The 25,643-nt window shown below is 53.4% G+C and carries 32 protein-coding genes, 1 other RNA gene and 1 pseudogene; 8 read left to right on the top strand and 26 right to left on the bottom strand.

The window, feature by feature from the left end:
• Nucleotides 1–572: 572 nt before the first annotated feature.
• The 15 genes from B5F80_RS08990 to B5F80_RS08920 all read right to left on the bottom strand — a co-directional run bounded on the left by B5F80_RS08990 (nt 573) and on the right by B5F80_RS08920 (nt 11,138).
• Nucleotides 573–962: a hypothetical protein gene (locus B5F80_RS08990; RefSeq protein ID WP_087478493.1), complete on the bottom strand. Its 390-nt coding sequence runs from the start codon at nt 960–962 to the stop codon at nt 573–575.
• Nucleotides 963–1,058: 96 nt separating this feature from the next.
• Nucleotides 1,059–1,349: a 50S ribosomal protein L27 gene (gene rpmA, locus B5F80_RS08985; protein ID WP_087478492.1), complete on the bottom strand. Its 291-nt coding sequence runs from the start codon at nt 1,347–1,349 to the stop codon at nt 1,059–1,061.
• Between the two features lie 19 nt (nt 1,350–1,368).
• Nucleotides 1,369–1,677, bottom strand: a complete 309-nt coding sequence (locus tag B5F80_RS08980) for a ribosomal-processing cysteine protease Prp (RefSeq protein ID WP_087478491.1) — start codon at nt 1,675–1,677, stop codon at nt 1,369–1,371.
• Nucleotides 1,677–1,988, bottom strand: a complete 312-nt coding sequence (rplU, locus tag B5F80_RS08975) for a 50S ribosomal protein L21 (RefSeq protein WP_087478490.1) — start codon at nt 1,986–1,988, stop codon at nt 1,677–1,679. The genes B5F80_RS08980 and rplU overlap by 1 nt, the downstream gene beginning before the upstream one ends.
• Before the next feature lie 176 nt (nt 1,989–2,164).
• Nucleotides 2,165–3,301, bottom strand: coding sequence for an N-acetylmuramoyl-L-alanine amidase (locus B5F80_RS08970; RefSeq protein WP_087478489.1), 1,137 nt, complete (start codon nt 3,299–3,301; stop codon nt 2,165–2,167).
• Between the two features lie 99 nt (nt 3,302–3,400).
• Nucleotides 3,401–3,616: a DUF3006 domain-containing protein gene (locus tag B5F80_RS08965; RefSeq protein ID WP_087478488.1), complete on the bottom strand. Its 216-nt coding sequence runs from the start codon at nt 3,614–3,616 to the stop codon at nt 3,401–3,403.
• A gap of 1 nt (nt 3,617) precedes the next feature.
• Entirely contained in the window at nt 3,618–4,520 is a 903-nt protein-coding gene (locus B5F80_RS08960; protein ID WP_087478487.1) for a ComEC/Rec2 family competence protein, read from the bottom strand.
• A 1-nt stretch (nt 4,521) separates the two neighbouring features.
• On the bottom strand, nt 4,522–6,171 hold the full coding sequence (locus B5F80_RS08955; protein WP_239386340.1) for an NAD(P)H-hydrate dehydratase: 1,650 nt from the start codon (nt 6,169–6,171) through the stop codon (nt 4,522–4,524).
• Nucleotides 6,168–6,560, bottom strand: a complete 393-nt coding sequence (gene acpS, locus B5F80_RS08950; RefSeq protein ID WP_343224285.1) for a holo-ACP synthase — start codon at nt 6,558–6,560, stop codon at nt 6,168–6,170. The genes B5F80_RS08955 and acpS overlap by 4 nt, the downstream gene beginning before the upstream one ends.
• Nucleotides 6,561–6,614: 54 nt before the next feature.
• Nucleotides 6,615–6,914 carry a hypothetical protein gene (locus B5F80_RS08945; protein ID WP_087478484.1) on the bottom strand — a complete coding sequence of 100 codons (300 nt, stop codon included), beginning with the start codon at nt 6,912–6,914 and terminating at the stop codon, nt 6,615–6,617.
• An 8-nt stretch (nt 6,915–6,922) separates the two neighbouring features.
• On the bottom strand, nt 6,923–8,146 hold the full coding sequence (locus tag B5F80_RS08940; RefSeq protein ID WP_087478483.1) for an aspartate kinase: 1,224 nt from the start codon (nt 8,144–8,146) through the stop codon (nt 6,923–6,925).
• Between the two features lie 140 nt (nt 8,147–8,286).
• An RNA gene (gene rnpB / locus B5F80_RS08935) (RNase P RNA component class A) lies at nt 8,287–8,633 on the bottom strand.
• Nucleotides 8,634–8,679: 46 nt separating this feature from the next.
• Nucleotides 8,680–9,327: a thiamine phosphate synthase gene (gene thiE, locus B5F80_RS08930; RefSeq protein ID WP_087478482.1), complete on the bottom strand. Its 648-nt coding sequence runs from the start codon at nt 9,325–9,327 to the stop codon at nt 8,680–8,682.
• Between the two features lie 15 nt (nt 9,328–9,342).
• Nucleotides 9,343–10,464, bottom strand: coding sequence for a Nif3-like dinuclear metal center hexameric protein (locus B5F80_RS08925; protein ID WP_087478481.1), 1,122 nt, complete (start codon nt 10,462–10,464; stop codon nt 9,343–9,345).
• Nucleotides 10,440–11,138 (bottom strand): class I SAM-dependent methyltransferase, encoded by a 699-nt coding sequence (locus B5F80_RS08920; RefSeq protein WP_087478480.1) that lies wholly within the window; start codon nt 11,136–11,138, stop codon nt 10,440–10,442. The genes B5F80_RS08925 and B5F80_RS08920 overlap by 25 nt, the downstream gene beginning before the upstream one ends.
• 127 nt (nt 11,139–11,265) lie before the next feature.
• On the opposite strand from B5F80_RS08920, the gene B5F80_RS08915 reads away from it, so the two are divergent.
• On the top strand, nt 11,266–11,700 hold the full coding sequence (locus B5F80_RS08915; protein WP_087478479.1) for a hypothetical protein: 435 nt from the start codon (nt 11,266–11,268) through the stop codon (nt 11,698–11,700).
• 32 nt (nt 11,701–11,732) lie between these two features.
• A complete protein-coding gene (locus B5F80_RS08910; protein WP_087478478.1) occupies nt 11,733–12,179 on the top strand; it encodes a hypothetical protein in 447 nt (148 codons plus the stop codon).
• A 66-nt stretch (nt 12,180–12,245) separates the two neighbouring features.
• On the opposite strand, the gene B5F80_RS08905 is transcribed toward B5F80_RS08910, so the two are convergent.
• Nucleotides 12,246–12,872 (bottom strand): outer membrane beta-barrel protein, encoded by a 627-nt coding sequence (locus tag B5F80_RS08905; protein ID WP_087478477.1) that lies wholly within the window; start codon nt 12,870–12,872, stop codon nt 12,246–12,248.
• 422 nt (nt 12,873–13,294) lie between these two features.
• Between B5F80_RS08905 and B5F80_RS08900 the strand changes: the two genes are divergently transcribed.
• Nucleotides 13,295–13,894 (top strand): DUF805 domain-containing protein, encoded by a 600-nt coding sequence (locus tag B5F80_RS08900; RefSeq protein ID WP_087478476.1) that lies wholly within the window; start codon nt 13,295–13,297, stop codon nt 13,892–13,894.
• Nucleotides 13,895–13,967: 73 nt separating this feature from the next.
• On the opposite strand, the gene B5F80_RS08895 is transcribed toward B5F80_RS08900, so the two are convergent.
• From B5F80_RS08895 to B5F80_RS08880, 4 genes and pseudogenes are all read right to left on the bottom strand, one after another.
• Nucleotides 13,968–14,339 carry a hypothetical protein gene (locus B5F80_RS08895; protein WP_087478475.1) on the bottom strand — a complete coding sequence of 124 codons (372 nt, stop codon included), beginning with the start codon at nt 14,337–14,339 and terminating at the stop codon, nt 13,968–13,970.
• A 56-nt stretch (nt 14,340–14,395) separates the two neighbouring features.
• On the bottom strand, nt 14,396–15,055 hold the full coding sequence (locus B5F80_RS08890) for an NAD(P)H-binding protein (RefSeq protein ID WP_087478474.1): 660 nt from the start codon (nt 15,053–15,055) through the stop codon (nt 14,396–14,398).
• Nucleotides 15,056–15,335: 280 nt separating this feature from the next.
• Nucleotides 15,336–15,488: pseudogene (locus tag B5F80_RS08885) on the bottom strand (transposase); the annotation flags it as partial.
• Nucleotides 15,489–15,684: 196 nt separating this feature from the next.
• Nucleotides 15,685–16,266, bottom strand: a complete 582-nt coding sequence (locus B5F80_RS08880) for a PepSY domain-containing protein (RefSeq protein ID WP_087478473.1) — start codon at nt 16,264–16,266, stop codon at nt 15,685–15,687.
• Nucleotides 16,267–16,566: 300 nt separating this feature from the next.
• Here B5F80_RS08880 and B5F80_RS08875 point away from each other — a divergent pair, with 300 nt between their 5' ends.
• The 3 genes from B5F80_RS08875 to dprA are packed head-to-tail and all read left to right on the top strand — an operon-like array spanning nt 16,567 to nt 19,573.
• Nucleotides 16,567–16,932, top strand: coding sequence for a YraN family protein (locus B5F80_RS08875; protein ID WP_087478472.1), 366 nt, complete (start codon nt 16,567–16,569; stop codon nt 16,930–16,932).
• Nucleotides 16,933–16,941: 9 nt separating this feature from the next.
• On the top strand, nt 16,942–18,462 hold the full coding sequence (locus B5F80_RS08870) for a YifB family Mg chelatase-like AAA ATPase (protein WP_087478471.1): 1,521 nt from the start codon (nt 16,942–16,944) through the stop codon (nt 18,460–18,462).
• A gap of 4 nt (nt 18,463–18,466) precedes the next feature.
• Nucleotides 18,467–19,573 (top strand): DNA-processing protein DprA, encoded by a 1,107-nt coding sequence (dprA, locus tag B5F80_RS08865; protein ID WP_206081609.1) that lies wholly within the window; start codon nt 18,467–18,469, stop codon nt 19,571–19,573.
• Nucleotides 19,574–19,576: 3 nt separating this feature from the next.
• Here the strand turns inward: dprA and B5F80_RS08860 are convergent, their stop codons facing one another.
• From B5F80_RS08860 to B5F80_RS08835, 6 genes are all read right to left on the bottom strand, one after another.
• Nucleotides 19,577–20,278, bottom strand: a complete 702-nt coding sequence (locus tag B5F80_RS08860; protein ID WP_087478470.1) for a response regulator transcription factor — start codon at nt 20,276–20,278, stop codon at nt 19,577–19,579.
• 1 nt (nt 20,279) lies between these two features.
• Nucleotides 20,280–21,764, bottom strand: a complete 1,485-nt coding sequence (locus B5F80_RS08855; RefSeq protein ID WP_239386339.1) for a HAMP domain-containing sensor histidine kinase — start codon at nt 21,762–21,764, stop codon at nt 20,280–20,282.
• Nucleotides 21,765–21,922: 158 nt separating this feature from the next.
• The gene (locus B5F80_RS08850) at nt 21,923–22,516 is read right to left on the bottom strand and encodes a sugar O-acetyltransferase (RefSeq protein ID WP_087478469.1); all 594 of its coding nucleotides are present in this window, start codon (nt 22,514–22,516) and stop codon (nt 21,923–21,925) included.
• Between the two features lie 21 nt (nt 22,517–22,537).
• Nucleotides 22,538–23,389 (bottom strand): polysaccharide deacetylase family protein, encoded by an 852-nt coding sequence (locus B5F80_RS08845; protein ID WP_087478468.1) that lies wholly within the window; start codon nt 23,387–23,389, stop codon nt 22,538–22,540.
• A 193-nt stretch (nt 23,390–23,582) separates the two neighbouring features.
• Entirely contained in the window at nt 23,583–24,359 is a 777-nt protein-coding gene (locus tag B5F80_RS08840) for a HesA/MoeB/ThiF family protein (RefSeq protein ID WP_087478467.1), read from the bottom strand.
• Between the two features lie 20 nt (nt 24,360–24,379).
• A complete protein-coding gene (locus B5F80_RS08835; protein WP_087478466.1) occupies nt 24,380–24,769 on the bottom strand; it encodes an ASCH domain-containing protein in 390 nt (129 codons plus the stop codon).
• 431 nt (nt 24,770–25,200) lie between these two features.
• Here B5F80_RS08835 and B5F80_RS11375 point away from each other — a divergent pair, with 431 nt between their 5' ends.
• Nucleotides 25,201–25,344, top strand: a complete 144-nt coding sequence (locus B5F80_RS11375; RefSeq protein ID WP_162860319.1) for a hypothetical protein — start codon at nt 25,201–25,203, stop codon at nt 25,342–25,344.
• On the top strand, nt 25,341–25,559 hold the full coding sequence (locus tag B5F80_RS08830; RefSeq protein WP_204246380.1) for a hypothetical protein: 219 nt from the start codon (nt 25,341–25,343) through the stop codon (nt 25,557–25,559). The genes B5F80_RS11375 and B5F80_RS08830 overlap by 4 nt, the downstream gene beginning before the upstream one ends.
• Nucleotides 25,560–25,643: the final 84 nt, after the last annotated feature.

The following is a 25,643-nucleotide window of genomic DNA, read 5'->3' as shown; positions in this document are numbered from 1 at the left end:
TAAATCAAAATATATACCGATACGATACTGCATTAGACTATTTACCTGTGTCATGCTATCAGCAGCTTCTGTGTTGAATAATACTCAACAGGCAAATATCAAATTTCTTTTTTTATTGACACATTCGTGACAACTTTTACAAACTTATATAACAAAGCTGCCGCCAAAGAAGAAAACATTTTGCGCGGCAGCTCTTTTTTAGTTGTCAAGAACACACGGTATATGAAATTACAAAATATTTCAAAACGACATGAGACGTTTTTATTCTAACCCTCGATTTCTTGACAGCACTATGCTAAAAGAATATTCTCATGCGTTTTGTATTCAGATTCCAGCCAATATGATCTCATCAAATACATTCGTATTATAGATCTCTATCACGTATTAAAAAGACTGTCACACGAAGAAGATGATTCTTCATGCAACAGTCTCGTTCCTTGACGCTTATTCTACGGCAATCCAATCCACCCAGGCATGTTCCTTCCATAGCCACAATGGTCACGTCAACGCGGTAATGCGCACGGACAACGCCGCGCAGCATCAACATGCCAGCAGCATCATTGCAAAAATATTTATTTTTCCAAGGTCTTGACGAAACCGTTTTCCTTCAGCCAAGCCGTATTCTTTTCCGTCAGGGCCTTCTGCAGCTCTTTAAGGCTCAGGTTTTCTACTTCAATAATTTGCTGCGTCTGGGTGACGTATTTCGTTTCTTCGTAAACATAGTCGCTTAATTCTTCTTCATCGACCAGATCCTTAATGGCAAAGCGGATATCTTCCGAATCCTGCAAGGTGACGAGAAGCTTGCGCCAGTATTCAAATTCTTCCTCAGTCATCGTAAACGCGCCGAAGTCGTCCGTATCCAGACGGTCCTGGGCACAGATGACGTTTTTGGCGTAATCTACGCCGGCAATTTTGTCGTACACATGCAGATTCCGTTCTTCTCCATTTACATATATGCGCATACTGTTCCTCCTGATCATTCAATTACTGCGTATCATAACAGGTTCAGAATACAAAAAAATCCCGCAGCCATGCTGCAGGATTTTTTATACTCATACTTAAGCTTCAGCTTCAACCGGGTATACGCTTACCTTACGGTTGTACTTGCCGGAGCGTTCGAAAGCGACTTTGCCGGCAGCCGTAGCAAATAACGTATCGTCTTTACCGATACCTACGTTAGTGCCCGGATGGAAATGCGTGCCGCGCTGACGAACGATAATGTTGCCGGCTTTTACGAGAACGCCGTCATGGCATTTTACGCCAAGGCGTTTGGATTCGCTGTCACGACCGTTACGCGTGGAGCCGGTACCTTTTTTGTGAGCGAACAGCTGCAAATTAAAATTGAACATCCCGTCCACCTCCTGACGTCTATGAATGGAGTATTACATACTCGCTGTATTGCTTGCTTATTTCTGTTAAGCCTAATTCCATCGCGCGCAGGATAGCCTGCGGCACGACGCCGTCTTTCATCACATGAACGGATAAAGAGCCTTCTCCTACGTCGTACTGCACGTGCTGAGCATCGTAGTCAAGCAGACCCAATAATGCCGACTGTGCCAGTGCCGATACGGCCGCGCATACGATATCGCTTCCAGCTTCGCCGTACCCGGCATGACCGGATATATCGAACCCCGTAATGCGCTTCTCCTTATCACGCTGCAATGTAATCGTAATCATTAGCCTTCGATTTTTTCAATCGTAACCTTTGTGTAAGGCTGACGATGACCCATACGGCGACGGTAGTTGGATTTAGCTTTGTATTTGAAAATACGGATTTTCTTCTGTTTGCCCTGTTCCAATACTTTCGCAGTAACTTTAGCGCCTTCAACTACGGGAGCGCCTACTTTAACGTCTCCGTCGTTTACGACTGCCAAAACCTGGTCGAATACTACTTCGGAATCAACATCAGCAGCCAGTTTTTCGACAAAAATGCTGTCGCCTTCCTGAACGCGATACTGTTTTCCGCCCGTTTTAATAATAGCGTACATGAGTGACACCTCCTCATACATATACTCGCTGAATACGGCGCCCTTTGCAGGGACTTACGAGCCTCTCCATGCGGCTTATCCTAGCCACTTATGCTACGACTTTTCTAGTATACATGACAGCCGGTAAACTGTCAATAGAAATTTTCAAGATTTACAGCTATTTCTTTCAGACCGCTTTATCTGCCGTTATGGTTAAAATAATCGGCCAGCCCTTTGACGATGCTTTCGGCAAAATTCTGCTGCTGCTTTTCCGAATTGAGGGCCCGTTCTTCCGTCGGGTTGGAAATGAAGCCCAATTCCAAAAGGACGGCCGGCATATTGGTGTGGAGCAGCACGTAGAAATTAGCCGTCCGCGTGCCTCTGTCGGGGAATTCCGTCGCCTGCATGTTCTGGTTGTGGATGTACTTGGCCAGGCTGTAATCATGAGGCGTCTTGCTGTTGTAATACGCCGTCACGCCGCGGGCGTCGGCCGAAGAAAAGGAGTCGATGTGAACCGATACGAAGGCGTCGGCCTTTGCCGCATTGGCGATATTGCAGCGGGCCTGCAGTTCTTCTGCTGCGGCATCATACGGGGCATATACGTCGACGTCTGTCGTGCGGGTCATGATGACCTTCGCGCCGGCATCGTTCAGCAAATCGGCGATCTTCTTGGAAATCGCCAGGGTGATATTCTTTTCCTGAGAGATCTTGCCGATTGCGCCGACATCGGTACCGCCGTGGCCCGGATCGATGCAGATGACCTTATCCTTTAAGCCCTTGGTCAGCTTGTACGAACGGCTGCTGCTGTACGACGGCACCTTGACGGAGTAGGTCGAGCTGAGGGACGTATTGTCAATGCCGATCTTAGCGTCGTTCCAGTGCATCCACTGCTTGACCTTGCCCGATTTGTCGTTGACGTCGATGACGACGCGGCATTCCTTTTTAGCCTTGTCCGTTCCCGGCAGGGTAAAGACGTTGACGTCGCTCTTGGTCACGGCCCGGGGGACCTTGATGTTGACATCCGTGCCGGACGAACGCTGAGATAAGCTGATGCGGGACACGACGTTGCGGTCCGCATTGTACTTCTTTTCTACGTTTTTAGCAATCTTGGCGTTCGGCAGCGTCACGGTGACATATTTCCCGTCCTCGTCAATAAAGAGGCGCGGCGTGACCTTGCTGTCCAATTCCAATACGGTTCGTACAAAAGGAACATTGGCGTCGTTGCGGGTCGCCGTGCGGACGCTGGTGATTTCCGCCTTAGAAGCAGCCTGCGCCGGCAGCATGGGAATCAGGCACAGGAGCATCAGGAGCGGAAGTATAAAAAGTTTCTTCATCACGTATATCTCTCCTTTGAAAAAATTGACCTGTTTATTATATCACATGTCGCTGCCGGATAATATCTTTTTGTGGCAAAATTCCTATTCGTATTTTCGCTAATCCTTCAAGGCCTTCCGCAGCGCCGCGATTTCATCGCGCAGCCGCCGTTCTTCCGCGCCGTTGCGCTCGATGGTGATCGTATAGGCCATGCCCTCTGCTGCGCCGTCCGGCAGCAGTTCTGCCGGAATCTGCAGGACATGCTCATCGTCGTTCAGTATGATATAGGCCGTCGTCCCGGTAACGCGGTCGACGCTGCCGATAAGCGTCTTCATATTATCGCTCCTTTGTTACGGTATATCCCTGGCCGTCGCTGACGACGGATATCGTGCCGTCCCGGTCCGTCCGGTATACGTCTGCCCTTTGCTTTTTGAGCGCTGTCAGAACGGCGGCATGGGGAAATCCATAGGAATTGCCGGCGCCGCAGGAAATGACGGCGGCTTCCGGCCTCACAGCCTCGAGAAACGCCGGGCTGGAAGAGGTCCTGCTGCCATGATGGCCGGCCTTGAGCACCGTCGCCTTCAGGTCGTTTCGCCGGCCCTGGCGGAGAAGCTGTTCCTCTGCTTCCCGCTGCGCGTCTCCCGTAAACAAGATGGAAAAGCTGCCGAAGGATACCTTGCAGACGACAGACTGGTTATTGGTCCGGCCGCTTTCCGATACAGCCATCGCTGCCGCCCCTTCTGCCGGCGGCCACAGGACATGGCACACGACGTCGCCGGCAAAAACAATCTTGTCTCCCCTGTTTAAGGCTTTATAGGAAATCTTCTTACGCGCGATGTTCTTGACGTAATTCTTGTACATTGCCGTGCGGGACTCTTGCCCGTTGTCGTATATTTGTTTGATATGAAACTGGTCGAACAAGGCGGCCATGCCGCCCATATGGTCGCCGTGCGGATGGCTTATCAGCACGACGTCCAGCGTCTGAACGCCCTTTTCCTTGAGCTTCTGTACCAAAGCCGGTCGGCCGTCTGCGTCGCCCGTATCGACGAGCATATGTTGTCCCTTGTACTGCAGCAAGGCCGCGTCGGCCTGGCCGACGTCGAGGAAATGGACTTGCAGCTGCTCCGCCTCTGCGCCCGCTCCCCGCCCGCAGCCTGCCGCAAAGAGAAGGCACGCCGCCAACAGGATAAGACAACAACCGGCAAGAGCCGTCCGCAGCGCTGCCGCGCGCCCTTTCATCTTAATCCAAGATCATCGGCGCCTGCAGCAGCGGCACTGCCATTTCTTCTTCCATGCGCCGAATCACGCTGGGCACGGCGTCGGCCACTTCCATCGGCGTAAAACCGTACGAGCCGGTCTGACGGCAGGCGTCGCCGGCTGCTCCATGGAGATACACACCGGCGCAGGCGGCGCTGCAAATATCAGGGCGGCTTTCCCTGGCCGATACAGCGGCGATCATGCCCGTCAGGATGTCGCCCATGCCGCCGCAGGCCATGCCGGCATTGCCTGTCGGATTGACGTATACGTTGCCGGTCTTAGCCGATACGACAAGTGTCGGCGCGCCTTTTAACACTAAATTGACATGCCATTCCCTGACGAACTGCACAGCCGCCATAAAGGGGTCTGCCTGAATTTCGGCGACCGACAGGCCGCTGAGACGGCTGAATTCAGCCAGGTGGGGCGTCATAATGACCTGCCGGGTCAAGGAAGAGACGAAGTCTTTTTCTCCTGCCAGCAAATTCAAGGCGTCGGCATCCAATACGACCGGGCATTCTCCATGAGCTAATATCGCCTTGACAAAGGCCTTCGTTTCCTCATGTCTTCCCATACCGGGACCCATCGCGATGACCGACCAGGCGGCGCATTCATCCAGGACAGACGCCGCGTCTGCCTCCGTAAAGTATTCGCCCTGGCCTACGCCGCGAACCATGATTTCCGGCTGCCGGCCGATGCAGTACGGCGCCGTCTGCGCCGGCACGCGCAGGAATACCTTGCCGGCGCCGCTGCGCACTGCGCCGTGCGCCGCCATCAGGGCCGCGCCGGCCATGTCGCTGCATCCCGTCACGATGCCGATTGTGCCGTGGCTTCCCTTGTGGCTGTCAGGGCTGCGCGGCACGAGGACTTCGGCAATATCCGACTCCTGCAGCAAATAAGCCGGCTCGTCTTCAGGCTGCACCAGCAGCGGCGCCGGCATGCCGATAGCGTCCAGCTCTACATGGCCGGCGCAGGTACGGCCGGGATATAAGACCAGCCCCCGCTTCAATGCGCCGAAGGTAACGGTCATATCAGCAAACAAGGGCCCGTTTTCTTCTTCATCACTGCCGCTGACAGCTCCCGTATCAGAATTGACGCCAGTCGGCACGTCGACGGCAATAACCGTCAGCGCGCCGGCCGCGGCGATTTCATTAATCAGGCCGACGATAGACGAAACAGGCTCTCTGAGATTGCCGTGAAATCCCGTTCCCAGCATAGCGTCGACGACGACCTGACAGCTCTGCAGCCGCTGCCGCAGTACGCGCCATTCCCGTTCCGTACCGCCGAAATAGGTCAGCAGGCACGATTCATCGTCTTCCATAGCCTGCAGCGTGCTTAAATGCTGCTGCGACTCGTCGCTGTACTCTTCGGCCTGTCCCAGGACGTATACGTAAGCCCGGGCTCCGGCCGCTGCGATATGGCGGGCGATGACGAAGCCGTCGCCGCCGTTATTGCCCTTCCCGCAGACGACGACTACGTCCTTGCCGGCCCAGCCGTGAATATATTCGTCGGCCCGTTCCGCAACGGCATGGCCGGCATTTTCCATCAATACGGCCGGCTGAATGCCGTACTTGCCGTGCATGGCCGTATAATCCATCTGGCGCATCTGCGCCGCCGTGTTCAACTTCTGCATCATTCTTCCTCCTTATGTATGTATCCTTCCATGACGACCTGAGCGACAGCGTAATCCCCGTCGTGGCTGACGGACAATGCCGGCGCCGTCGGGCATATCGCCGCAGCCGCTTCCTTATACCAGCCGTGCAGAATAAATACAGGCGCTCCCAGCTCCGTATGGCTGACTTCCACGTCCGTCCATTTTCCCTGCCGGAACCCTGTGCCCAAGGCCTTAAAAAGAGCCTCCTTTGCCGCAAATATGCCGGCCAGCGAAGCATACTGCTGTTGCTGCCGCCGGCGGCAGTACGCCAGCTCGGCTTCCGTAAAAAATTTTCCCAGGGATCGTTCGTGGCGGCAGGCCATGTCCTCTATGCGGCTAATCTGCACGATATCGATTCCGCACCTCATCATACACCTCCAAAAAAATGCCGCAATCCCCCCAACAGGAACTGCGGCATAGTATGTTTACCATTTCTGCATTCGGATACAAACGGCCAGGCCTTCCAGCAGCGCCCGGAACGTCGCGAAGGACATTTCCATGTCGTCATACACGGAGCTTGCAACCTTATAAGACAACGTCACCTGCTGCTTCTGATAATCGTAAATCAGGCCGTGCAGGTTCGACTCAAAGGTATACTTCGGCGCCGGCACTTTAAATTGAGGCGGCTTTTCTATCATCAGCCCCCGTATCATGCGGTCGATGAGCACCCGCTTCGGAACCTCTGGCTGCAGCATTTCATCTACAAAACTATCCAATACAGACATTATCCACCTCAGTGTTCGTCAAAGAAATGGGCGTGGATCGCCTTGACGGCCGTATCGACGCTTTCTTCGCCAATCAGGCAGGTAATGCTGATTTCAGACGTGGAAATGATTTCGATGTTGATATGGTTGTCCCCCAATACGCCGAACATGCCGGCAGCAATGCCCGGATGACCAGCCATGCCGGCGCCGACGATGGAAACCTTGGCCATCTTGTCGTCGACGAGGATATCTTCGACAGGCATTTCTTCGCGCAGGTGGTTCAGAATATCCTTCGCAGCCGGCAATTCCGTGCGGGCAATCGTAAAGGTAATATCCGTAACGCCTTCCTTAGCGACGCGGACGCTCTGCACGATCATATCGACGTCGACATGATGGTCGGCCAGCGTCGAGAAAATCTTGTAAGCGTATCCCGGCTGATTGGGAATGCCTAATACCGTAATCTTAGCTACATTTTTATCCGAAGCGACGCCGCGAATCAAATACTGTTTAATTTCCATTGAGCAAACCTCCTGAATCATAGTGCCTTCATCTTCCGAAAACGTAGAGCGTACGTGGATGGGAACGCTGAAGCGGCTTCCCATTTCAACGGCCCGGGGCTGCATGACGCCGGCGCCGAGCTTAGCCATTTCCAGCATTTCGCCATACGTGATTTCCTTCATCTTCTTCGCATCGGAAACGACGCGGGGGTCCGATGTATATACGCCGTCTACGTCCGTATAAATTTCGCACACGTCGGCGTTGATCGCGCCGGCAATGGCGACAGCCGTCGTATCCGAGCCGCCGCGGCCCAAGGTCGTAATATCGCCGTGGCCCGTAATGCCCTGGAACCCTGCGACGACGACGACGTCGCCTTCGTCCAGCGCTTCCATAATGCGGTTCGGTTCTAAATCCAAAATACGGCCCTTATTAAAGGCGTCGCTCGTCTTGATGCCTGCCTGGGCGCCCGTAAAGGAAATCGCCTTCTGGCCGGCTTCCTGGAACGCCATAGCCATCAAGGCAATCGATACCTGTTCGCCCGTCGAAAGGAGCATATCCATTTCACGTCCGTATGCTTTTGACGTTATCTGTTTTGCCAACGAAACCAATTCGTCTGTCGTATCCCCCATAGCCGACACGACGATGACGATTTTGTCCCCCTCTTGTTTGCCCTTCAAGACACGCTGTACAATAGCGCGCATTTTGTCCGGCGTCGCAACAGAACTTCCGCCAAACTTCTTTACGATTAAAGCCAACTCAAATCCCTCGCTTTATTAAAATGTATGCGTCATGGAGTATAATTTTTTGACCATATAATTGAATAATATCATGTCGTCATAAAATTGTAAAGCAAAAAAAGGCTCTCTGCCGCAACAGAGAGCCTCCTATAGCCTATGAGACGAGTAATCAGTAAGCCGAGTTTTGTTCTGCCGATGGCAGCGACAATCATCTATCTAGACATACCATTGCTGGCATGTTCAAGCGACACAACCCGGAAGATCAGCGGGCCGCTTCATCCCTCCCCTATTCGGTCTTGCTCCAGATGGGGTTTACCTAGCCAGTAAGTTACCTTACTGCTGGTGCGCTCTTACCGCACCGTTCCACCCTTACCGCTTGCGCGGCGGTACACATTTCTGTGGCACTATCCCTAAAGTCACCTTCGCCGGACGTTATCCGGCATCTTGCCCTGCGGAGCTCGGACTTTCCTCTAATGCAAGCACTAGCGATTGTCTTTCATACTCGTCATTTAGAAATCTTACATTAATTCAGCGCAGAAGTCAATATGCAATTACGCCTTCAAAACATTACGCAGCTCCTGCACGGCCGCCGTCATGTCTTCTTTTCCGACAATAGCCGATATCATGGCAAAGGAACGGAAGCCTTCCTTATATAATGAGCCGATATTCTCCAGGCTGATGCCGCCGATGGTCACGACAGGCAGGGAAAAATGCAGGGCAAACTGCTTTGCTTCGTCCGACACGACTTCGTGGGCGTCCTTTTTCGACGCCGTCGGGAACATGGGGCCAAAGCCGACATAGTCGGCCCCGTCGGCCAGGGCCTGCTTCATTTCGTCAATCGTATTCGTCGACACGCCGATCACCACGTCGGGGCCAGCCAGCTGACGCACGACCGTCGCCGGTGCGTCGTCCTGGCCGACGTGAATGCCGTCGGCGCCGCAGGCAATCGCCAAATCGACGGAGTCGTTCATGATGAACGTCACCTTATGGTCATGGCATAATTTGGCAATAGCCGTCGCTTCGGCGTATTTTTCCCGCCATGTCTTATGCTTTTCCCGGTACTGGATAATCGTAACGCCGGCCTCTATGAGCTGCCGCGCCGCGTCGATATTGCTCCGTCCCAGGGATAACTCGGCGTTGCCCATAATCGCGTAGATAGGGTCGCTCATCAGTTGTCGTATATGTTCTTCTTTTGTCATGTCCTATCGCCTCGTTTACTTTATATAGTGGAACATATCGCGGCTCGTCGGGTCGCTGATACATTCGATAGCCCATTTTCTTTCCCGTCCGGCCGCCCGCAGCCGTTCCTGCAAATCGCTGACGACGGGGTATTCCGTGCCGAAATGGCCGCCGTCGGCAGCGACGATGCCTAACTTCACCGCTTCCTGAGCGTCGTGGTAGCGGATATCGCCGGTCAGATAGAGCTGCGCCCCCGCTTCCTTGGCCAGCTTCATAAATCCGGCCCCAGCGCCGCCGAGAAGGGCCACCTTCGTAACCATCGTATCGGCATCGCCGGCAAAGGGCAGGACGTCGCGCTTCAGCGCCCGCTTTATCTTCTGCAGGACGATGCCCGCCGGTTCCGGCGTCGGCCAGAGCCCGACTCGTCCCATAGCATATTGATGGCCTTCATTGGCCAGGGGATATACGTCGTACGCCGGTTCCTCATAGGGATGGACTTGCAAGACCGCCGCCAGCAGCGCCGGCAGCTTCGGCTGCGGCACGATCGTCTCAATCCGTTCTTCCCGTACCGTTTCCACCGTGCCGATAGAGCCGATAAAGGGATTGGCGCCGGCCCGAGGCTTAAACCGCCCGTCGCCCTTCACCGTAAAGGAGCAGTCGCTGTAATTTCCCGTATATCCCGCGCCGGCTGCCGCCATGGCCTGCCGGACGGCTTCGCTGTGGCTTTCGGGTACATAGACGGCCACCTTGTACAGCGTTTCCTTCACTCCCGGTACGAGGCCCGTGACCTCCCGCAGTCCCAGCCGCCGGGCCAGCACGTCGTTCACCCCGCCGTCGGCGCTGTCCAGGTTAGTGTGCGCGCTGTACACGGAAATATGATGGGCCAGCAGCTTCTGATACATGTCTCCGTCGTACGTATCGCTGCGCAGGGCCTTGATGCCGCTGAAAATGATGGGATGGTGGCTGACGATGAGATTGACGCCGTGCGCTACGGCATAGTCGACGCTGTCCCTCATGACGTCCAGCGTGACCATGATCTTCTGTACTGGCTCGTCCGGACTGCCTACGAGCAGCCCTGGATTATCCCAGGACTCCTTCAGCGATACCGGAGCCCATTCCGTCAATACCTTTACTATCTCTCCGACTGTAACTGCCATATGATTTCCCTCCAATGCCTGATTTCCTCATCCAGCGCCTGAATCTGCACCGACATATCGCTGCGGCTCTTCGTCCATCCGGCACGGATGTGTTCTTTTTTGCCGATAAGCGACTCTATTTTGCGTACCAGCAGGGGATGCTTCCGCCGCCAGTTGACCGGGCCTATATCACAGAGCCATGGTTCGGGTACTGCTTCCCTGCCCGGCACGGCCCGCATCATCTCGTACAGCCGCCCGTCTTCGACGAGCATCTCTTCGGCTTCTATATGCCAGCCCGCTTCGTATAGGTACTGCCGGACTGCGCCGCTGTCGCTCTGGGGCTGCAGGACGAGGAACTCCATTTCCTGCCATACGACGGGCGACGCCTGCAGTATGCTGACGATCAGCGGGCCGCCCATGCCGCAGATGACCGCCCCGTCGGCTTCGCCGGGCTGGATGCACGTCAGTCCGTCGCCTAAGCGGCAGTCGATGCGGTCGGCTAACCCCAACTGCCGGACATGGGTGACTGCAGCCTGCAGCGGCCCCGGCACGATGTCGGCAGCAATGGCCTTGGGACAACGCCCTTCCTGGCACATGTAGACGGGAATATATCCATGATCGGTGCCGATATCGGCAATGACCTTATGATTAGGAATTAAAGACGCCGCGGCGGCAAGCCGTCCGCTCAGTTTCATAGCAACACATCCTTTAGTATCCATTTAAGTCTTTACAATATACTGTATTTATTATAGCATAAATTATAGCACAGAATAGCAATAGGTTCCTTCTCGTACGCCTTATGATAAAGAAGATGAGCTGATCATGATCTGGAAAACATGGAATGGCATACTGCGCCTGTGTATGGGAATACTTCTTTTTTACGTGCTGCTGACGCCTATCCCCTATCCGTATCCGGATACGCTCGTCGTGGCCGATGCTTCCGTATCTGACGAAGACATCGTCCGCCGCATCATGGAGCAGCAACTGACGTATTACACACGCATGGGCCTGCTGTATCCCGACCGCATATTCGATTATGAAATCGTCCGCATCATCCCCACGACAGACGCAACGAAGCCCCAGGAGCCCTTATACAGCGTCGTCTATTCCGTCAAAAACTATTGGCAATCCCCTGCCTGGACCGCCGGGAACGGCCGTATCGGCGAAGACCATTGGATTCGCGGCAAATCGATGATATATCGCCTGGTCAAAGACGGCAGCACGTACCGCCTCGTCGCTGTCGGAACGGGGCTGTAATCTTTACCTATCAAATTATAAAGGAGAAGCTCATGAAACTCCCCTTTGCCATTACCCGTAAAAGCATTCTCATACTGGTTATCGTCTGCCTCTGCGGCGTCGTGCATTATGAAACGATACCGCCTCACGAATTGTATCCCGACACCTTGAATATGATAGAAGCCGGCGGCCTAAACGACTCTACGATCGTCTACCGCATCGTCGAGCAGGAACTGGCCTTTCATAAAAGCAAACGCCTTCTCGTAGAAGGGAAGATTTTCGATTATAAAAACATTTTCGTCATCCCCGAAGAAAATCCTGAAGACCCGGAGGAAAAGCGGTTCCGCGTCACCTATTCCGTCCAAACGCGGGACGATTACTGGAAATCGGACAACGGCGAACCGTGGGAAGACGACTGGATTTTAAACAAATACACCTATGTCCGGCTGGAAAAAGACATTACGAGATACCGCCTCGTCAATCTCGGCCCAAAGCCATAGAAAAAACCTGCCCTCGCATATGCGGGAGCAGGTTCTTATTATGCTGCCGTATAGAAACATATCCTATTAGAAGCCGCCGAAACGGTAGGAAATCCCCGTAACAAAACCCTTATAGGTGACACTGGGGTCGTTGCCATGCCGTCCTTCCGTATCGACGTAACGGTAGCCGGCGTTGATGTCCAGGTCCGGCGTGACGCCGTAGGAAAGGCCCGCTTCCCATGTCGTCGTGTTCTTCGTGCCTACGCCGACCTTGCCATAGAGGTCGAGGTTGTCCGCCAGCGGCGCTTTGCCGATGAGGCCGACTTGCAGGACATTATTCGTCGTGCTGCCGTGATGATCCCATTCGTTTTCAATGCGGTTGTAGCCGGCATAAGCCGCTACGTTGTCGTTGAGGGAATACAAGAGGTTGACTTCCTGCTGATTGCCTGTCGTAGCGTCATATCCGTTGACATCGGTCTTTAACCCTGCGTACTGGTACTGGATGGCCACGTCGTCAGTCAAGCCGTATGTAATGCCGCCCTGGAAGTTCCAGTTCGAGTCGGAACTGAAATCGCCAATATCAGATTTCGGATTCCATGCGCCTACATCTACCTGTACAGCTCCTTCCTGGAAGGTGGTCTGCGGAGCTGCAAACGCAGCGCCGGATACACAAACTGTCAACGCTGAGAGCACTGCAAATAATTTTTTCTTCATATAAATCATCCTTCCTGTCCTTGTCTTTTCGTTTCTCCCCTTTGGGATTGACTACAGTATAGCAGTATCCGGCGCACTTGTCACGTTTTCAACATATCATAAATATGCATTATCCCAATTCTGTTACAAGAAAAAAATTACAATCTTCATCCCATTAATATATTGTTATTCAGTCTTTTTCAGCTGTTATCAAAATTCCTCAATAAGTATATATATTAATTATTTATTATATATCATACATTTGTAACAGAAGCGGTTCCGCTCAGAAACAGAACTGTAACAAAACCGTTTCGTCCCTGTCACAACGGCGGGAATATAAAGAAGTAAAATGTTTCCGCATCCTCTCGATTTTCATATGAGGCCCGATGTGGTAATATATACTATAGCGTTATAAAGAATGATTGGAATAGGAGCTTGATACTATGTCGACAACACCCGAATATATGCCCTGGGAAGAGCAATCCTTAAAAACGAAGTTATTTACCTTTCACGGCCGCCTCAGCCGGCGGCATTATATCTACCTGACGATCCTCACCTGGGTACTGGCCGGCGCCATTTCCTATCTGCTGCACACGGCCAGCGCTACCCTTGGGACGATGACCGGCGGCATCTGCCTCATCGTCGCCGTCATCCTGGCCATTCCGACGACGATCATTTCCCTCTCCATCGCCGTCCGCCGCTGGCATGACCTGAACAAATCCTGGCAGTACGTGCTCATCAACGTCTGCTGCGCCTTTGCCGGTGTCTTTTCCCTCTTTCTGTACGCCTACTTATTCATCGCCAAGGGAACGCCAGGAAAAAATCTCTACGGCCCGAATCCGGCAGAACCCTGGGAAGGCCAAGCAGAGTACGTTCCTCCTGCCGTACAGCGACGGCTGGAAGAAGAGCGGTTGAAGAACGAAACGGAAGAAGAAAAAGCCCTGCGAAAAGCAAAATCCCAGGAACCGGCCTATACGATGGAGTCTTCGCCGCACGATCAGCCCGACGATACCTCGACGGAACAGCCGAAAGAAAAACTGTAATACACGACAAAAACAAGCGCAAGCTGAGTATGTATCAGCCTGCGCTTTTGTATTTTCTCTATAGTTTCCTTCCTTACACGCCGTTGATATACTGCACCGTGCCGCCGCGCACGACGCACTGATACCACTCCGGCAAATCGTCGTAAAACCAATCCAACGTAAACTCATATTGCGGAAACTGCTTGGATACCTCTTTCAGCCAGCCCAACGGCGGCGTATCGGCAGTCTGAAAGGTCAGGATATTCCCCATCCGCTCCGCATGGACTGCATTTTCCTCTGTCCCCCAGAAGGCCGAACGCCAGTCCCGCCCTTCCTGTCCCGTCAAATCCCGGGGCATGGGCTGAACGGCGTTAAAATCAAGGGGCTCCGCTCCGCCGATATACTCCAACACCCGTTCTACGCCGTCCCGAGGCAAGTACATGCGATTTGTAATATAAACAGGCATCGTCATCCCTCCTGCTCGTAATGTCTTTAGCTGCGTTGCCCGATTTCAAAACACTTTCAATCCATAGAAACGCGGATATTCTGTCCCGTTATACGGCGAACACCTCGGAAAGACTCTGCCCCGGCATGGGCCATACATTCCGCTACGACACGGGTCTCTATCGGCGCAAGTCCTCGAAGCAGGCCGAAGGCATTGGCTATTTGCAGCGCTTTGACAGACACCGTTTCGCCTAGCCCCTTGGCCGTTTTGCGTATCAAGGACGGCGGCTGAATGATAGTAAGTCCATCGAATCCCAGCGCTTCTGCAGCTCTTTCTATCTCTCCCTTTAGCCGCAGATAAAAGAACTTAGAATGGCAGTCAGCGCCGACGGAAGACACGAGTACCAGGTGACGCACACCCTGCTCTTTCGCTGTCCGGGCTGCGGTCAGTTGATATTCATAGTCGACGCGGTACTGCCCTTCCTTAGAGCCGGCCTGCTTCCGCGACGTCCCCAGCGCAGAAAACAACACGTCGCCCTGCATGAATTCCCGCCACTGCTCCGGATAGGCAAAGTCGACGATATAAGACGTCAATTTTTCATGTCGAATGCCAAGGTCCCTCCGTGCAAACGTCGCTACAGAGCTATACCGCTCATCTTTCAATAAGATATCTACCAAATCCCGACCGACAGCCCCCGTTGCCCCGATGACGAGGGCCTTTTTCAGATGATGTTCCATATATACCATCCCTTATGTAAATTCATAAAAGCAACCCGTAAGATCATGATACCATTTTGACTAAATCTATGTCCTCATACTGAACAAGCTTCGCCAAATATCCGGCTCGATTCGTCAAAACAGACATACACATTATTTTATACAGATTATAAGCCAAAGACTGCTAAGGTATCAATAATTTTGTACTTGTAATTCAAAATTATATAAAATAAGTGATTTTTATACGTCTATCAAAATACACTCGTTTCTTCAATCCTTTCTATCCCTATGCGCAAATCCCCTTTACCCATTTTCTCTCGCATAGCTGCCGCAGTATTTTCCCAATATCTGCTTGGATTCGTCCATAGATTTCCTGCCGCCTATATTTAGGCGCAAATACAATATGATATTTACATCTCCCCTTGCGGAGTGATAACCTTTTTACGTCATTCATTGACAGGAACCTCCTATTCTATACGGGGATGTGGTTGCCAGACCCTTTCCATTGTATCATAGGAGGTTCTTTCTTTTTCTATAAGGAGTATATGTCTACCCCTAGTGTAACCAGGGATTTTATCATGCCTATTCGGCGGCAAAAAAAATCTATCGCCGCGGACATGATGCCGCAGGGATAGATTTTTTTGTTTCTATTACAGTTCGTCGAAAATAGAATAGGATTCGACTTCGCTTTCCAAGACTTCGCCCGTAATGGCGTTGATTTCCAATTCATAGCCTAAGCCGTCGCCGTTGCACTCGATTTCATAGATAGGCAGGAAAAACTCCTCCTGTCTCGTCCAGCCGTCGTGCTGTCCCGGCGTCGCCTGCGCAGCCTGTCCCTGTCCGTTTCCTTGGGCAGGAGCTGCTGCAGCCGGTCTTACGTCGCGCGGCTGGCGGTCGCGGCGCGCGTTCCGATAGTTGCCGTCGTCCCATTTATTTTCCAGGGAAATTTCCCGGAACCGCAATTCTGCCACATCCTTGCCGACAGCCTGGGCGGCGATCGCCTTGATGTCCTCGACGCCGATGAGCTGCACGTTGCGCTGCGCCGCCTGATATTCTACCATGCGCGTCTGGGCCTGCTGGATCTGCGCCTTCCGTTCCATCTTCTGCTGGTGGTAATACCATGCGCCGCCGCCTGCAACCATGGCGCAGACAACCACTAAGACTGCGCCGAGTTTCAGACGGCGCGGCGTAAATATCCGTTTCAGCCAGTTCGTATATCCCTTTTGTTCCATGTCATGTTCCTCCTCATATATCTATCGTAGTATACCGAATTATATGCATTGCTGATTACATATACAGTATAGACAATAAATCTAAACAATCGCTTAAGAAAGCAAAAAAATAGTGTTAATCTTTGCTTTCCCCTTTTTTACAGCAAAGCGGCCTCATCCATCGGCCTGAATTTTAATGAAAATTTAATGAACTAACCTGATTTTTGCGTTTTTTTCATCTAATTTTCATGTAATTCTCCATTTGTTCTAATGTTCCTTTCGTATACTGCCGATAGATACCTCGTCAAAGGAGTGGATATCATGTCAGACGCCTCGTTGGGAAAGGCCGGCGAAGAAGCCGCCGTCAAGTACCTCCGCCATACGCTGGGCTACGCAGTCCTCAGCCAAAATTATCGCAATCGCCTGGGAGAAATAGACATTATCGCCCAAGACGGCGACACCCTCGTCTTCGTCGAAGTAAAAACGCGCCGGTCGCAGCAGTGCGGCAGGCCGGCCGAAGCCGTAGAAAACCGCAAGCAGAGAAAACTGTCCCTTGTCGCCCTGTCCTATATGACGCGGCACCATTGCTGGCACATGCCCTGCCGCTTCGACGTCGTCGAAGTCATCCCTTCGCCGCAGGGATTTCACCTTCATCATATACGCCACGCCTTTTTGAGCCAGGCATAGGAGACGCCCATGTTTTCACGTACGTACGGAGCCACCGTATTCGGGCTTCACGGCAATATCATAACGGTCGAGACGGACATTTCCAACGGCCTTCCGGCTTTTGAAATCGTAGGACTGGCGGCGACGTCCGTCAAAGAATCGAAGGAGCGGGTCCGCTCGGCTATCAAGAACAGCGGCTATGAATTTCCCATGCGGCGCATTACGGTTAATTTAGCGCCGGCCGATTTGAAAAAAGACAGCGCCGGCCTCGACGCGGCCATCGCCGCCGGCATCATGGTGTCGAGCGGCCAAATTCCGGCCGAGCTGTGCCGCCAGACCTTGTTCATCGGCGAATTGGCCTTAGACGGGACGATCCGCCCCGTCGCAGGCATCCTGTCCATGGTGCTGCAGGGCGCTGAAGAAGGCTTTCACACCTGCTTCGTCAGCAAGAAAAACGCCGCCGAAGCGCTGCTGTGCCGCGCCATGACGGTCTATGCCGTCGAGTCCTTGTCGGACATTATTTCCCATTTGCTGGGCCTTGTCCGCCTCTCTCCGGCCGTGGCCGGAGACGTGTTTACAGACCGGCCGGATTACCGCGTCGATTTTTCAGAGGTCCAAGGACAGTTTACGGCCAAGCGGGCCCTGGAAATCGCCGCGGCCGGCGGCCACAACGTCCTGCTCATCGGCCCGCCCGGTTCCGGCAAGACCATGCTGGCCAAGAGGATTCCTACAATTCTGCCGCCCATGAGCCTGCGCGAATCGCTGGAGGTGACGAAGATATACAGCGTAGCTGGCCTGTTTCAGCAGTCGAAAATGCTGGCACAGCGGCCCTTCCGCAGTCCTCACCACACGATTTCCACGGCAGGACTCATCGGCGGCGGCACGATTCCCAAGCCCGGCGAAGTGACCCTAAGCCACAACGGCGTCCTGTTTCTCGACGAGCTGCCCGAGTTTCCCCGTTCCGTATTGGAAGTGCTGCGTCAGCCCTTGGAGGATTTCGTCGTCCACATTTCCCGGGTCAATGCCTCCCTGTCCTATCCGGCCCGCTTCATCCTCATCGCCGCCATGAATCCCTGTCCCTGCGGCTTTTTCGGCAGCTCCGAGTCGAATTCCTGTACCTGCACGACCGGCGAAATCCGCCGATACGTCCGCAAAATATCGGGCCCTCTCCTGGACCGCATCGACCTGCACGTCGCCGTAGACCGCCCCAAATACCAGGAATTGATTACTACGATACCTCAGGAGTCGTCCGAAGCGATCCGCAGCCGCGTCCTGGCCGCCCGAGAAAGGCAGGAACGGCGGCTCCAATCGTACGGCCTGTCCTGCAACGCCCACATGGGCCATCGGGAAATCAAAGAAACGTGCCGTCTATCAAGCAGCGCCCAGGACCTGCTGCAGACCGTGTTCGACACGATGAAGCTGAGCGCCCGCAGCTGCGACCGCATCGTCAAAGCAGCCCGGACGATTGCCGACTTAAACGGGGACGAACACATACGAAGTGAACACGTTGCCGAAGCAGTGAGCTACCGCAATACATTACAAAGGGTGTGACGCCATGACAATACAGGACATAGAAAAGGAACGGCTCTATACGGCAGCCCTCGCCTCCCTGCCCGGGCTGGGCTCCCGCCGCATCGGAGCCCTGATCGGCCGGTTCGGCTCTGCCGCAGCCGCCTGGGACGCTTCGGCCGCCGACTGGCAAGACGCGGGCATACCGGAAACCGTCGGTACGGCGCTGACGGAAGCTCGGTCCCGCTACGACTGGGACGAGCAGCTCCGCCTGCTGTCCCGATATCATACGAAGCTCATCGCCTTGTGGGAAGACGACTATCCCCAGCTTCTCCGCGAAACGTATAATCCGCCGCCTATACTGTACTATCAGGGAGCGCTGCCGCAGTTTCCCAAAGCCGCCGCCATCGTCGGCGCCCGCAAGGCCACGCCGTACGGCAGGAACGCCGCCCAGACCCTGGCGGAACAAATGGCCCGCAGCGGCATCGCTGTCGTCAGCGGCGGGGCTCGCGGCATTGATACCAAAGCCCATCTAGGGGCCTTAGCCGGCAAAGGGATTACCTGCGCCGTCGTCGCCAACGGCCTGGACATGGCCTATCCGCCGGAGAACAAGGCCTTATTTGCGGATATCATAGAAAAAGGCGGCTCCGTCGTCAGCGAATACGCCTTCGGAGTCCGCCCTTTGGCGATGAATTTCCCGGCCCGCAACCGCATCATCGCCGGCCTGTGCCGCTGCGTCGTCGTGACCGAGGCGGCCTTGCGCAGCGGCTCCCTCATTACGGCTGATTTTGCCCTCGAAGAAGGGCGGGACGTCTTCGCCGTCCCCGGCAGCATTTATTCAGAAATGAGCAAGGGGACGAACGCCCTCCTGCGCAAGGGAGCCATCGCCCTGACGGGTATTGAAGACATCCTGTCCGAGTATGGCTGGTACGCAGAAGAAGGGGAACAAAGCGCCCTGCCATTTGCCCTCACGCTGTTGGAAGAAGCTGTATTGGAAGCCCTGTCCTGCGACCAGCCCATGTCCCAGGACGAGCTGGTCGTCAAAACGAAGCTACCGCCGTCCCAACTGAGTCCCCTGTTGCTGAAGCTGCAGCTGTACGGCCTCATTGAAGAAACAGGCAGCACGTCGTATGTCAAAAAGCCCGTGCAGTAGCTCTTATCCTTCGGCAAAGCGGTAGCCTGCGCCCCATACGGTTTCAATGTAGATGGGCTGCGTCGGATCAGGCTCTATCTTTTCACGGATGCGGTTGATATGAACCATGACCGTCGCCGTATCGCCGGCCGCATCCAGCCCCCAAACCCGGTCAAAAATCCGCTCGCGGCTGAACACGATGCCCGGATGCTTAGCTAAAAAAGCCAGCAGCTCGAATTCCCTGTTGGTCAAAAAGGCTTCCTTGCCCTGGGAAAAGACGCGGTGCTTTTTTAAATGGATTTCCAGCTCGCCGACCTTGAGGACGTCTTCGTCCTTCGGCGCGGCGCCGGCGCGGCTCGTCAGCCGTTCATAACGGCTAATATGGGCCTTGACCCGGGCTACCAGTTCGCTGGGGCTGAAGGGCTTGCTGATGTAATCGTCAGCTCCCAGCCCCAGGCCCCGGATCTTGTCGATATCTTCCCGCTTGGCCGACACCATGAGAATGGGCACGTCCTTCTGCGCCCGTATTTCCCGGCAGACCTGAAAGCCGTCCATGCGCGGCAGCATGATATCCAATAAAATTAAATTATATTCATCAGCCAACGCTTTTTCCAAGCCGGTCACGCCGTCTTCGGCAATATCGACTTCAAAATCGTTCGCTTCCAGGTAATCCCGCTCTAATTCCGTAATTTCCTTATTGTCTTCAATGATCAAAATGCGCTTCATGTTACTCCTCCTTTGCAATGGGCAGGCGCATGGAAATCGTCAGGCCGCCGCCTTTCGTTTCCTCTGCCCAAATCGAGCCGTGCAGCGATTCGATAATCTGCTTGGCAATCGCTAGTCCCAGGCCGCTGCCCTTCTTTACGTCCGTACGGGCCGCGTCGGTGCGGTAAAAGCTGTCGAACAATTTCGGCAAGCTTTCAGCAGGCACGCCGACGCCGTGGTCGACAAAGGAAACGACGACGGACTCACCTTCCTCGGCAATGACGATGTCTACGTCGGCCTGGGGCGTCGTCTTATATTTTACGCAGTTCGTCAGCAGGTTTTCCACGACCCGCCGGAATTGGTTCCTGTCTATGGCCACGGCCGCCGTGCTCTGATGTCCCCGGAGCGTCAGCGTCACGCCCTGTTCGGCCAGCGTCATAGCCGTCTCGCCGATGACGTCTTCAAAATACCGGTATATCGGCACGACTTCCAGCGAAAAGGGAATCCGTCCCAGGTCCAGCTTGGAAAACAGGAACAGGCTGTCTACGAGCCGCTCCATGGCGCAGGCCGTGTCATAAATTTTATCAATATACTGGCGCTGCTTTTCCGGCGTCCGGGCAATGCCCTCGCGAATGCCGCTGGCATAGCCCTTCAGCAGCGTAAGAGGCGTCGCCAAATCATGAGAAATGCCGGCGATCAATTCCTTGCGGTTCTGCTCGTACTTCTGCCGTTCCTCCCGCACCTTCCGCAGTTCCTTGCGCATGTCGTCAAAATCGCGGCACGTCTGGCCCAGCTCATCCTGCGCCGGCACGACAAGGGGATACTCAAAATTGCCCTGCTGAATTTCCGCCGCAGCCTTCCGCAGCTCTGCCAGCGGCTCGATAATCTGCCGCGACAGGAGGCGCGATAAATACAGGCCCAGCCAGATGATGACGATGATGGAAAGGACGAGGACGGCAAACAGCACGATTTCCAGCACATCCTCCAAGGCGTCGTCGGCATCGTACGACGTGACGAAGGGCATCTGTCCGGCCGCCCATATGACCGTGTCGCGGCGGGGCGAAGAATAAATAAAGGCAAAGTCCTCGTTATTCCACGACATGGCCGAGGCGGCGTTTCCGCACTGCTTCTGGACCAAATACCGTATATCGTCTTCATCAGCCCCGTCAGTGATATACAGCAGGCGGCCGTCGGCGACGATGACGGTCTGTATGCCGTGCTTTTCCAAAATCAGGCATTCTTCAAACACGTCTTCCAGCTTCAGCGACTCTTCGCTCTCTACCTTCATGCGCAGGGAGCTCACGGCATAGGAAATCGACATGGACGATCCCTTTTCCGGCCACAGCAGGGCCAGCTCGCTCTGCCGCACCGTGCCGGTAAACTGCAGTCCGGCAAAGATGACTCCCCCTAAAATCGTCAGCCACACGACGGGAATGAATACCATGAGGAAATTCGTCAGCATCATCCGTTTCCGCAGCGAAATATCCCGTATCTTCAGCAAGACCATCCCTCCCCATTCATCGATACGTTTTCATTATATATTATACTCTACATTCTTTAAATATTTCTAAAATTTATAAAAAGATTCCTCCAGCAATAGGCAAAAACACCTGACATGGCCTAACAGACCGATATCAGGTGTTTTTATATTTCCGTATATATTTGTCAGATGCCTCCTGCACCGTACAAGGCGGCGTCGGCCGCGGTAATCGGACGAACAGGCCGGCAGGGATTGCCGACAGCGACGACATTGTCGGGAATATCGTGAACGACGACGCTGCCGCCGCCGATGACGACGTTGCTGCCGATCGTCACGCCAGGCATGACCTGCACGCCTGCCCCGATCCACACGTCGTGTCCTACCGTAATGGGATAGGCGTATTCCAGCCCTTGATTCCGCAGCCCTGCGTCGATGGGATGGCCGGCCGTATAAAAGCCGCAGTTCGGCGCGATAAAGACATTATCGCCGAATACGACCTTATTGGCGTCCAGGATCACGCAGTTGTGGTTGGCAAAAAAATGGTCGCCAATTTCGATATTATACCCGTAGTCGCACCAAAAGGGCGGCAATATCGAAAAGGAAGCCCCAGCCTTTCCCAATAAGGACCGCAGGATGCGTTCCTGCTCCGCCGCTTCCGACGGACGCAGCTGATTAAAGGCATAGCATAAGTCCTTTGCCCTCATCCGTTCTGCCAGCAGTTCTTCGTCATAATTGGCGTCATACAGCAGCCGGCGGAGCATCTTCTCTTTTTCCGTCATCGTCTTCCCGTCTCTCCTTTGCTACGGCTCGGGAACAAAGACCGCCAAGGACTTCGTCGCTTCCCTGGCCTCCAGCCCTTTATGCAGGCGCCACAGCCACGAGCTCAAGGTACTGAAATTCAGGCGGAAATAGAAATGGCCGAAGCTGTCGGGCCCTTCAAAAAAGGGAACTCGGGCCAAATCGAAGTGGTCGTCCCAGGGAAAATCCCGCCCCGTTTCTACAGTAAAGCCGTACTCATACCCGGCCGCCCGCGTCTCTTCCATGACCATGTCGTCAAACTCCCCTTCGGGAAAGGCGATATACTTGCAGGGCTTCTGCAAATGGGATTCTATGGCCGCCTTGGATTCCCGCAGCTCCGTCCGCACGCCCTGGCGGTCAAAGCTGGTCAAGGGCTTGTGACTCATCGTATGGGAGCCGAATTCCATGCCGTTCCGCCCCATTTCCTGTACCTGGGCCCACGTCAGATATCCCGGCGTCTCCATCAAATCGACGATGAGAAAAATCGTCCCCGTAAGGCCGTATTTCTTCATGATAGGATAGGCATGCTCATAGTTGTCGACATACCCGTCGTCAAAGGTAATCATGACCGGACGGTCGGGCAGGCTGCCCTCGCCGCGCATATAGGCGGCGAATTGATCCTGCGTAATCGCATGATAATCGTGGTCGTGAAGGTACTTCATCTGTTCTTCAAAATCTGCCGGCGTCATCGTCAGCACCGTTTGAAACTTGTCGTTTACCTGATGATAATTCAGGACAGGAACGCCGGTCAGCAAATAATTTGTCGAGCCGAAAAACCAAAACAACCCTATGCCTGCTACCAGGACGGCCCCGGTCAGCGCCAGGCCGGCAAGCCAAGATACGATTTTTTTCATCGCCACGATCTCCCTTGATGCGTACTCTAATCATTGCCTAATAGAATAGCACATTTGACCTGATGACGCAAGAATAGAATCCAGAACAGCGCAGCCCTTGCGTCTTCCCTTCCCAACGGCTGCCAACGGCAGAAATTCCATGTCTTCGCCTATCACTCCTGTGAAAAGGAAATTTTCTTCGCAACATCAGCCGCTACAGCGCCGTAATCGTCGGATGATCCCCGCAGACGGCGCAGTCTGGATTCTGCGGAAAAGGCACCTTGCGGAAGGTCATGGTCAGGGCGTCGTAGGTCAGGAGCGTCCCCGTCAGCAATTCGCCGACGCCGGTAATATACTTAATCGCTTCCGTCGCCTGTATCGTCCCGATCGTGCCGGCCGCAGCGCCCAATATACCGACGTCCTTCGCCGTCGGCACGTCGCCGGGAGCCGGCTCTTCCTCGAAGATGCAGCGATAGCACGGCCCCTGGCCCGGCACGTAGGTTAGGACCTGCCCGTGATACGCCACGACGCCGGCGTGGGAAAAGGGCTTCTGCAGCAGGACGCAGGCGTCGTTGATGAGGAACTTAGCCGAGAAATTATCCGTCCCGTCGATGATGAAATCGTAATCCTTATCGTTGATAATGTCGGCAATATTGCTCCGCGTCGCCTCTTCGCAGTACGGCACGACTGTCACGCCGCCGTTCAGCTCCTGCAGCCGCCGCTGCGCTGACAAGGCTTTCTCCGTGCCGACAGCCTGTTCTGAATGGAGAATCTGCCGCTGCAAATTAGACACATCGACGACGTCGCCGTCGACAATCCCCAGCGTCCCCACACCGGCCGCCGCCAAATACAAGGCAATAGGCGACCCCAGCCCGCCGGCGCCGATGAGCAATACCTTGCTTTCCCATAATTTCCGTTGTCCTTCTTCGCCGATACCGGCCAAAGCCATATTGCGGGCGTATCTATCCCGTTGTTCCACTGTCAGTTTCATATAAACTATCCTTCCAGCTTTTATTCCACATCGCGGCATATCCCCTCATCTATCCAAAGAGAATAGGCCGTATCAAAATCAATAAAATGGTCTGTCCCCGTTTCATACAACACGGTGATTTTCTCATCCGGTACGTCAAATAAATGGATTTTTCCCTTTACAGGAAACGGAGCGATCGGCACGACCTCTGGATCAAAATGCCACGCATACTTTCGATTTCCGCCCGTAATATGTACTAAATTGACAATGCATAAGGCATACCCTCTGGGAAATTGAGGCCCGTCATTATATTGCGAAGCACAAATTAACAGCAGCCCTCTGTAAGGTGTACTCCATGACCGATATTCAATATGCTTTTCGCCTGCAGCAATCAGTGTCGCATAATACGGATGCAGCGATAAGGCTTTCATGTCTCTCATCTCCCCGTTCCTTCGCCGTACACATACCATTATCGCAACTAGGCCTATATTACTTGATATTATACCATACCCTTAGGGGAACGCCATGACAAAATCTATGGAACCAGCCATCAGCGTCAGCATTTTGTTCTTGAATATTCCTCTTTCAACCATCATTTTTCCAAATTCTCGCTTCTTTTTCTTGCATAATACACAAGGTTTCTTATCTATAAGATACCACGACGTCAACCGCTAATTACCCATGATATGCAAGTTATCTTCTTCATTATTCTCTTCCATTATGTACAAATTTATTGTAATATGACATTATAATATGCTAAAAGAAGGTTTCAAATAATATGCTAAAAGAAGGTTTCAATGGAGCGTTCTGAATTTAATAAACTATTCGAAATCAGTGAAAGTACAGTAAAACGAGGAGCATTATGATGAATGTACAACAAACTAAACAAGAAAAGAAAATACTTACTAGCCAGACCAGCCAGGAAATTAAAGAAAAAATCCGCAAGGCATCTGAACTGATGATGCAGCGGAATTACCAAGCATATAAGGATTTGGAAAACAAATGAGTACTGAAAAAGATACAATCGCAATCATTCTAGACGATGTATTGGCTTTTCATAAACAAATGGAAAAAAACTTTGTCATGGATAAAGGCATTCATGACATGGGACTATTAGAATCTGCTGTCAGCACGCCGTTTCAAACATTCGGCGGTCAGGAATTATATCCCTCTCTTCTAGATAAAGCAGCCCGTCTTGAGCCTGTGAAAAAATCTCTGTAAACATAGATCTTCTATGATACTTGGTAAGCTGAAAGCGAATTTGAGAACTTTCAGCTCATGGTTTATATATAACAACACATGCTG

It is taken from the genome of Megasphaera sp. An286 (assembly GCF_002163455.1).
GTDB lineage: Bacteria > Bacillota > Negativicutes > Veillonellales > Megasphaeraceae > Megasphaera > Megasphaera stantonii.
This window is presented reverse-complemented; position numbering and strand designations above follow the sequence as displayed.